General features: G+C 36.8%; 11 protein-coding genes. 1 reads left to right on the top strand and 10 read right to left on the bottom strand.

Annotation, left to right across the window (positions count from 1 at the left end):
• Window positions 1-104: hypothetical protein (locus ABK821_RS16520; RefSeq protein ID WP_244500604.1), on the top strand; the 104-nt coding region annotated here is incomplete at its 5' end.
• A 146-nt stretch (window positions 105-250) separates the two neighbouring features.
• On the opposite strand, the gene ABK821_RS16515 is transcribed toward ABK821_RS16520, so the two are convergent.
• The 10 genes from ABK821_RS16515 to ABK821_RS16470 all read right to left on the bottom strand — a co-directional run bounded on the left by ABK821_RS16515 (window position 251) and on the right by ABK821_RS16470 (window position 5,118).
• Entirely contained in the window at window positions 251-610 is a 360-nt protein-coding gene (locus ABK821_RS16515; RefSeq protein WP_343179209.1) for a hypothetical protein, read from the bottom strand.
• Entirely contained in the window at window positions 611-853 is a 243-nt protein-coding gene (locus ABK821_RS16510) for a hypothetical protein (RefSeq protein ID WP_343179210.1), read from the bottom strand.
• 814 nt (window positions 854-1,667) lie between these two features.
• Complete coding sequence (locus tag ABK821_RS16505) at window positions 1,668-2,096, bottom strand: hypothetical protein (RefSeq protein WP_343179211.1); 429 nt, start codon at window positions 2,094-2,096, stop codon at window positions 1,668-1,670.
• A gap of 139 nt (window positions 2,097-2,235) precedes the next feature.
• Window positions 2,236-2,610 carry a hypothetical protein gene (locus ABK821_RS16500; protein ID WP_343179212.1) on the bottom strand — a complete coding sequence of 125 codons (375 nt, stop codon included), beginning with the start codon at window positions 2,608-2,610 and terminating at the stop codon, window positions 2,236-2,238.
• Between the two features lie 123 nt (window positions 2,611-2,733).
• On the bottom strand, window positions 2,734-3,372 hold the full coding sequence (locus ABK821_RS16495) for a phage baseplate protein (protein WP_343179213.1): 639 nt from the start codon (window positions 3,370-3,372) through the stop codon (window positions 2,734-2,736).
• The gene (locus ABK821_RS16490) at window positions 3,372-3,509 is read right to left on the bottom strand and encodes a hypothetical protein (RefSeq protein ID WP_343179214.1); all 138 of its coding nucleotides are present in this window, start codon (window positions 3,507-3,509) and stop codon (window positions 3,372-3,374) included. Before ABK821_RS16490 ends, ABK821_RS16495 begins: the two co-directional genes overlap by 1 nt.
• The gene (locus ABK821_RS16485; protein WP_343179215.1) at window positions 3,493-3,873 is read right to left on the bottom strand and encodes a hypothetical protein; all 381 of its coding nucleotides are present in this window, start codon (window positions 3,871-3,873) and stop codon (window positions 3,493-3,495) included. Before ABK821_RS16485 ends, ABK821_RS16490 begins: the two co-directional genes overlap by 17 nt.
• 13 nt (window positions 3,874-3,886) lie before the next feature.
• On the bottom strand, window positions 3,887-4,618 hold the full coding sequence (locus tag ABK821_RS16480; RefSeq protein WP_343179216.1) for a helix-turn-helix domain-containing protein: 732 nt from the start codon (window positions 4,616-4,618) through the stop codon (window positions 3,887-3,889).
• A 53-nt stretch (window positions 4,619-4,671) separates the two neighbouring features.
• Window positions 4,672-4,857 (bottom strand): hypothetical protein, encoded by a 186-nt coding sequence (locus ABK821_RS16475; RefSeq protein WP_343179218.1) that lies wholly within the window; start codon window positions 4,855-4,857, stop codon window positions 4,672-4,674.
• Between the two features lie 72 nt (window positions 4,858-4,929).
• Window positions 4,930-5,118, bottom strand: coding sequence for a hypothetical protein (locus ABK821_RS16470; RefSeq protein ID WP_343179220.1), 189 nt, complete (start codon window positions 5,116-5,118; stop codon window positions 4,930-4,932).
• Between the last annotated feature and the right edge of the window lie 1,862 nt (window positions 5,119-6,980).

Genomic DNA, 6,980 nt, shown 5'->3' with positions numbered 1-6,980 from the left:
ATCACCAGTGCCGTTCAATGTGGCAACTGTTGAAAAAGGTTCGTCACTTTATGGATACCGTCAGCCCATTCCCCGGTGGAAAGCATGGGCTGGCTAAAGTGTAGCGGTATTAGGATCAGTTATTTAGGAACACCATCAAAAATATTCAATGCATTGAGCATGTAGTTATTCTGAGGTGCTACTGAGAAAATAGGACTCAGGTCAACAATTTCATTTCCAAAAATCATTATATTTTCCTTTTATTATTATATTAAGAAGTCTGGAATTCCTGGAAACGGAATCCTTGTTTAACGAGTGCTACAACAGCAGCATCAATATCACCTGCATTCAGGTTGCCTTTCTTAACTTGCACCCAACTCCCCATTGCAGGAGAGCGTAGAACGTTCACACAGCGTGCAGAGCCAGCAGGGACATAATCAGCTACAACAATGTAGGCATCATCACCAGAGGTATACAGGGAGCCATCAGCACCCAATACATCGCCAGCATGCACATCAGCAGCCAGAGTATCAAATTGCATATTCATAACACATGCAAACGGGTCTGTAGCATAAGACACAACATCGGTGAACCCTTTATTGTGGTCGAACAATTGAGATAGATTAATCATTTAGACATTATCCTTATTTAATTTAGATTTTAATAGTGCTGCGTATTTTTCATTAAAAGTGAGTTGCACATTATTACCCGTGTTATCGCTTTTCTCTACTTCTACGCCAGCTTTATTAAGTCGCTTTTCAGCTTCTTCAATCACTTTTTCCACAGGGATATTTAGCATTGCAGCAGTTTTAATACATGCAGATTTAAATTCTTCCTGAGACATTTTTGTGATACTGTTCATTTCTTTTTTCATGTTAATTCTCATTTATGTATGTAATAGGACTTTAAAAGTAGCTATTTAATTGTTTAAAAGTAACTTTGAAAGTGCTATTTTAAGTGAAATAAATCTATTTCAAGTGAGGTAAAAAAGAGGGCACACACTGGTGAGGTGGTGCCCTTCTTTGAGTAGAAAAATAAATGTTCCAACATTATTAACTTATCCAGACGCTTCCCAGGGCACCTAATAAGAGGAGTTTTTCTGTCTCCCGTTCACATCGGAGCTACTCGATGATTTTTTTGATAATGACAAAGCAATGATTTATTCCTGCTTCCCAACATACCAGAGGGCTTAATTCTTAGCTTGTTGTTAAACTATCTGTAATAGATAAAATAAAAGCCATTGACTATTGTCAATAACAAAATGTGCAATCTATGTAGATATACACTTAAGAGCCGTCTGGAGGCTCGGAATACTGGTATTTTTAGAAATACAGGTAAAAACCAGACAGCTCATAGATGTATTCTCTTTGAGAAACCGTCTAATATGAATATAAAGTGTGATTGCACATATATTCCAGACGACATCCCTGCTCTACTACCAGTGTTAGATCCAGTAAGTAAAGCAAACCCTCAACACAAAGGAGAATAAACGAAAGAATCAGAAGAAACTTAAATAAGGAGGTAAATGAGTTTCTCAAAGAGAATGATGATGGAGTGTGTAAAATATCTAACCCTATAAGATAATAATAACATTAAAATATGTATTTGTCAATAGAAAAGTGAAATAAAATACGCTCAAGTCACTTTAAAAGTGGAATTAAATGACAATTAAAAGAGGCTTACGCCCCTTATTCAATATTGTCTACAAACTGTGTGATTTCTGTCTGAATGTTAACGAGGACATCAAGAATATAAATCATCTCATCCTGGTATTCAGGTGTTTTACAGAACTGACTTTGGTTAAACCAGTTGAGTGTTACATTAATTCCTCTGATCTTCTGATTAATATACTGTGTCTTATCTACAGCATATTTAAGAGTCCCCTGAGAAGGGTTATTATAGAAGTCGTTATAAGCTTCTAACAGGAACAGGGACTGATTTACATCTAAATCCTCTACAGTGGCTAACAACACTTCCCAGGGAGTGAGTTTATCCTTAGCAGGTGCTCGCACTTCCTGAATTGCTGTGAGTTCCTCGTGTTCAATTTGTAATGGGGAAACCTGTTCCAGCGCTTCACGTCCACGGCCTGCACGATTCATACTATTAATATTACTCATTATACCTCTTTTTATTTAAAGTTGATTGTAGCCCCTTACAGGGGCCTTATATTTGATGAGGGTGTTATTCATCCTCAGCATGTCATTGTCATTGCACCAATTGGAGTATGCCTGACGCATCTCATATATTGTATTATATTCAGTCAATTTTCTGTCCCTGTGTGATTTTTAGAAGAGTGTCTGCAAGGTCTGTATAATTGCTAGATGCCTCATCCCTGTTATTAAGTCTTTTCCATGCAATATGCTCATCCTCGCTCTTAAAGCCTAACGCCTGCCACCTTTCTAATTCATCGTTAAATTTAGTGGTCATTCGTTTACGAGGAGAATAAAAAACGTTATTATTACAAATGCTATCAATTATTTCCTGTTCTTCTCGTGTGAGTGCTGGGGAGTGAGAATATTCTGGAATAGCGTCCCACTTAGGAATAGTTTTCTCTTTATTTTTCCTCTTACTTTTCCCTATCGCCTTAAGTTGAAGTTTGTTAACATTTAAAATGTTTCTATTTTTACTCATTTATTCTCCATTTTTGATATTTTATTTTTAGTGTATGCGTCAGATTGGAAATTAATACACCCCATAGCATGAATGTCATTAATGATTGCATGTATTCCATTTTATAGCTCCGATGAAAATTAATTAGGATTGATAGGAATTTGAAATATTGGTTACTGTGCTGTCTTTTTTAACGGTTGTTGTATTGGCTTTAGTTTTGACGGTTTTACCCTTGTTAGTAGTAGATTTAGTTTTCGTCGCGATGACATCTACTTCTTTAGAAGAAACTAATCGAATTCTTTCAAAATTCAGATCAAACTTCATAGCATCTAGTGCATCATCGTAATCATAAGAGATTCCTGTTAAAACAACATTCTCTAATACAGCATCACGGGTTACGAGTGAGATAGTCTGACGTGTTTCAAATGTTGTGTTCAGCCAGTCAATAGCCTGTCTCACCCTGGTGCCATTTGCACCACTTGAAGAGATGATATCCCCGCGTAGTTTAATAGGGCTTTCTGTAATCCAGCCTGATAAGGTGATTGTGTCGTTTTTTATTTGAATATGGTCGCTCACCTCACTACCACTCTCGATAGCATAGCTGGAAACGTCCGCTCTCCGCTTTACACCAATCTGAGGAACTGAATCAAACGATAGTGCACTATATTCCTGAATATAACTAGTAGAGGAGTCATTGCTCATGCTCGCAATTACACAAAATCCATTATCTGATTTAGTTTTACTAGTTGATTTAGTGGAAGTTGTATCATTAACGGAGGCCATTATTCAGCCTCCAGACGTTCAATCAATTCCTGTAAATACTCTTTAACAATCTGGTCTTGATATTCCCCAACTTCAACCCCTGCATATTCTGCAAGTTTAAAGAGAAGTTCTGTTTCATTTTTATTTAAAACGGCCATCGTTACTCCAATATTTGTTTACTGTTTCAATGTCTACCTCACTAATCTCTGAACATTGTTCAGGAGAATAGCCCTGTGATTTGTAAATCTTAACGAGCTTCTTAGTATGTTGTTTCCAGTGTTTATCTATTTTATCAACTTGTCCCTCTTCAAATGAATTAGCGATGTCTGTAACACGGAATGTGTCATCACCGAACATAAAATAATTAATCTGATCACCAAAACGCAGAGAGGCAAGGCTCTTTTTTACCTCTTCTTCTGACATATTGAGAGGGGTTAGGAGTGATTTAATAGAATAGAGGGAAAGTTTATTTTCTTTTATATAGTTGTAGAGTTCTTCTTCTCTCGATTTAACTCGTGACATTTATTCTCCTATGTTAGAATGGTAATTCAAACTCTTCATATATTTTGGGGTAGGATTTTGAGAAATAAATCTCAAACCCTGCCGGGTATTTATTGTCTGTATCTTCAAAAACTCTTCTTGCAAACTCTGCAAAGCTTTCATTAGTTAGTCTCCCACCTTCTGATAAGTAGTTTATAAAGATATTGCTCAACGGTTCCATATCGCTATTTACTCGCTTAGTGTGAGTGGTAGCGACGGGCAAAGAGTCAAAATCCAACTCATCCTGATATGCCTCTTCTGAAGTGGTAAAGAATGGGCATTCTTCTACATCGTCGCTGAGAGCTTCTGTATCGCTCTGTGCTGACTCTTCTATAACAACCTGTGGGATTGCATCAGGTGGGTTTATATGAGAGTCTGTAATAGGAAGTGCAATTAATTCTTTATTACGTCTACCTTCAATCTTTTCTTTCTTTAAAATACCTGCTTTTTGCATCTTAGATGTCATTTCAACAAAACGCTGTCGAGACATATCACACATCTTTGCAAGGTCTTCTTGATTTTGATAACAGGTGAGTCCGTTTTCTTGCCAACTTAACAGGTAAGAGTAGATTGTCTTCATTTGCAATGAGAACTTCATTTCTCCCGTTTCAATATCTGGTGAGTAAATAGTGTAGATGTTATAAATGTTATGGTAAGACTTAAAGAATTTTTCTTGCTCTACATCGTTATGTTCATATTTAGTTATAGTTTCTTTATTAGAAAGCATTATTGCCCCTGTTTTGCTATACGCAATTATTATTTGTTAGTAGGTTGTCCTACTTAAATTCCCTGTTCCTTATGCTTTATGGCATATTTGAGTGCGATTGTCTGTGCTTCTTCTGTAAGTAGGGCGCTTACGCTAATTCCTCTGCGCCGCGCTTCTTTAAAAAGAATTGAGAATGTATCGTTAGGGAGAATTAAGGAGGTGTTAGGTCGGCGTTTATTCGCCTTGTCTTCTGTTTTCAAAGAATTTTCCTTCTATCTATATCACCGTTTCCGGCTACTGGTGGTTTAAAGCTATCCACGAACTTATTTAATTTATTTGATTTTCTTAATGCTTTGAATCTGGTCAAACAGTGCAATAGCTTTACGATAACGTTCTGCTCTATCTAAGTGACCCATGCTCTTAGCTGTGTGTTGGCTACGTTTAGCATTAAGTCTTTTAAGTTCACCTGACAGGAGAGCATCTAGAATTGCCTGAACATCATAGTATTTGAAATTAGACATATTATCCTTTTCTTTAGTTATTAAATGTAATAACACCATGCAACCAGAAGGCCCATAGTGCAGTGTTTATTTGCTTATTAATGAGATGATGATTATTTAAATATCACATTATATAGTCTATATTAACATTAATATCTAAATCAGTCAATACCTAAATGCAAAAAAAATGTACTATTTTTAGTACCTTACGAAAAGTCAATATGGTTTACAAATGTTACATGGTTGATTTATAAGGATAAAGTGTATAACAGTATAGAAATCCGGCTTTAGTGTGCATAGGTATATTCTGAGACACATTCTAGAAAAGTTCAAAAATTTAATTACAATAGCGCTTATGTAAATAAAAAATGATACCTTTTTATTATTGCACACTATTAGTAGAAGGAAAGATATATCACCCCCCCCCCCCCCCCGAGACTTCACAGGAACGCTCAGGAGACGTTTTAAGGGGGTAGGATGATGAAATCATACCCCTAAGCTATCAGAATCGCTTAGAGAGCGTTACAGGAGCTTCTACAGAATATCTCTGAATACATTCTGTATAAACACTATTAAAACATCATTAAAACCTCCCTCTCTAATTAGATAGAGAGTGTTAGCGTGTGTCTCTTTAAAGAATGTCTCTCTATAATATATGACACCCGCAGGGACTCTCCGAGTTGTCATGACAATTTCTCTTAAAGATTCTCCGTTCGAAGGCTGACCACTGTCAGACTAACTCTCACTCTCACTAAAAAAAGAAAACAGTCTTTTAATAGACTAAGTTTGCATAAAAGAAACATTCTAAATTGATTACATGCAAAAGGGGCACAGCCCCCAGGCAACCGGAGTTGCCCTAAAAGCTTGCACGAAAGAATAAGAAGGGATTTTTCTTCTTATTATAGAGTGTGAGTGTTTAGGGTTAGTCCGGCTTAGTGAATGAGCATTAGCGAATGAGCTTTAGCCATAGGCTAGTTTGCACGAATCGAAGTGAGTGGAAGCTATGCCAGAATCTTTCATGACGCGTAAGCTGTCATATACTGTTAAGCGTTCCCGTAGGGTGGCAAAGCCAACGCTTAGATCATTCTTTAAATATTATTAAAAGATTAAAGGATAGTTTTATTTATTTAGTATTATATATTAGTCTTATAGTGTCCCGTATGGGGACAGATAGAAGAGTTAACTGTCCCCGTTGGGGACACATAGCCATTTAACTGTCCCCGTTGGGGACATATAGCTAATACCGGGATACTCTAACTGTCCCCAACGGGGACACATACGAAAGTTACGTTTTGGCACTTTCAATCTTTAGGGTAACAGAATTCTGTGGGGGTATCCCCTATCAGGATTAACAGGGGTATATTTGTTAACACAGAATGTTAACTGTCCCCAACGGGGACATATAACCATTCAGTGAAGAGTTTATCTGTCCCCGCTGGGGACACATAACAATATTCATGTGCAATAAATACAATTTAATTAACGTTTAATACTGATTTAATACTCATTTAATCAATGAAAAGAAAGGCTGTTTTAAGCTGTTTTAGAGGAATTATGTGCAATAGTGTATTATGTGCAAAGAGAGACAAAGCCCGGCGTAGCAAGGATTAGAGGTATGTAATGTGCAAGAGGACACCGGAAGGATGCTGAACGAGTTTTCACGTAATCTTTCGAATGAAACTTTTCGTGCAAAAACAATCAATCTGCAACTATAAATGATATTAAGAATCATTATCATTAAAGACATGTTAAACCTGTCGCCTACGATGGCGTGACCTACCCCACCAAACAATAACTTATTGAATTTTATAGCTTTGCAATAACACGTTGTCTTTATTCAAACTTTTATGCAGCGAGTATGCATAGCCACCGCATAACATAAC

The sequence above is a fragment of the Klebsiella sp. KE9456 genome (genome assembly GCF_043832615.1).
Taxonomy (GTDB): domain Bacteria; phylum Pseudomonadota; class Gammaproteobacteria; order Enterobacterales; family Enterobacteriaceae; genus Klebsiella; species Klebsiella indica.
This window is presented reverse-complemented; position numbering and strand designations above follow the sequence as displayed.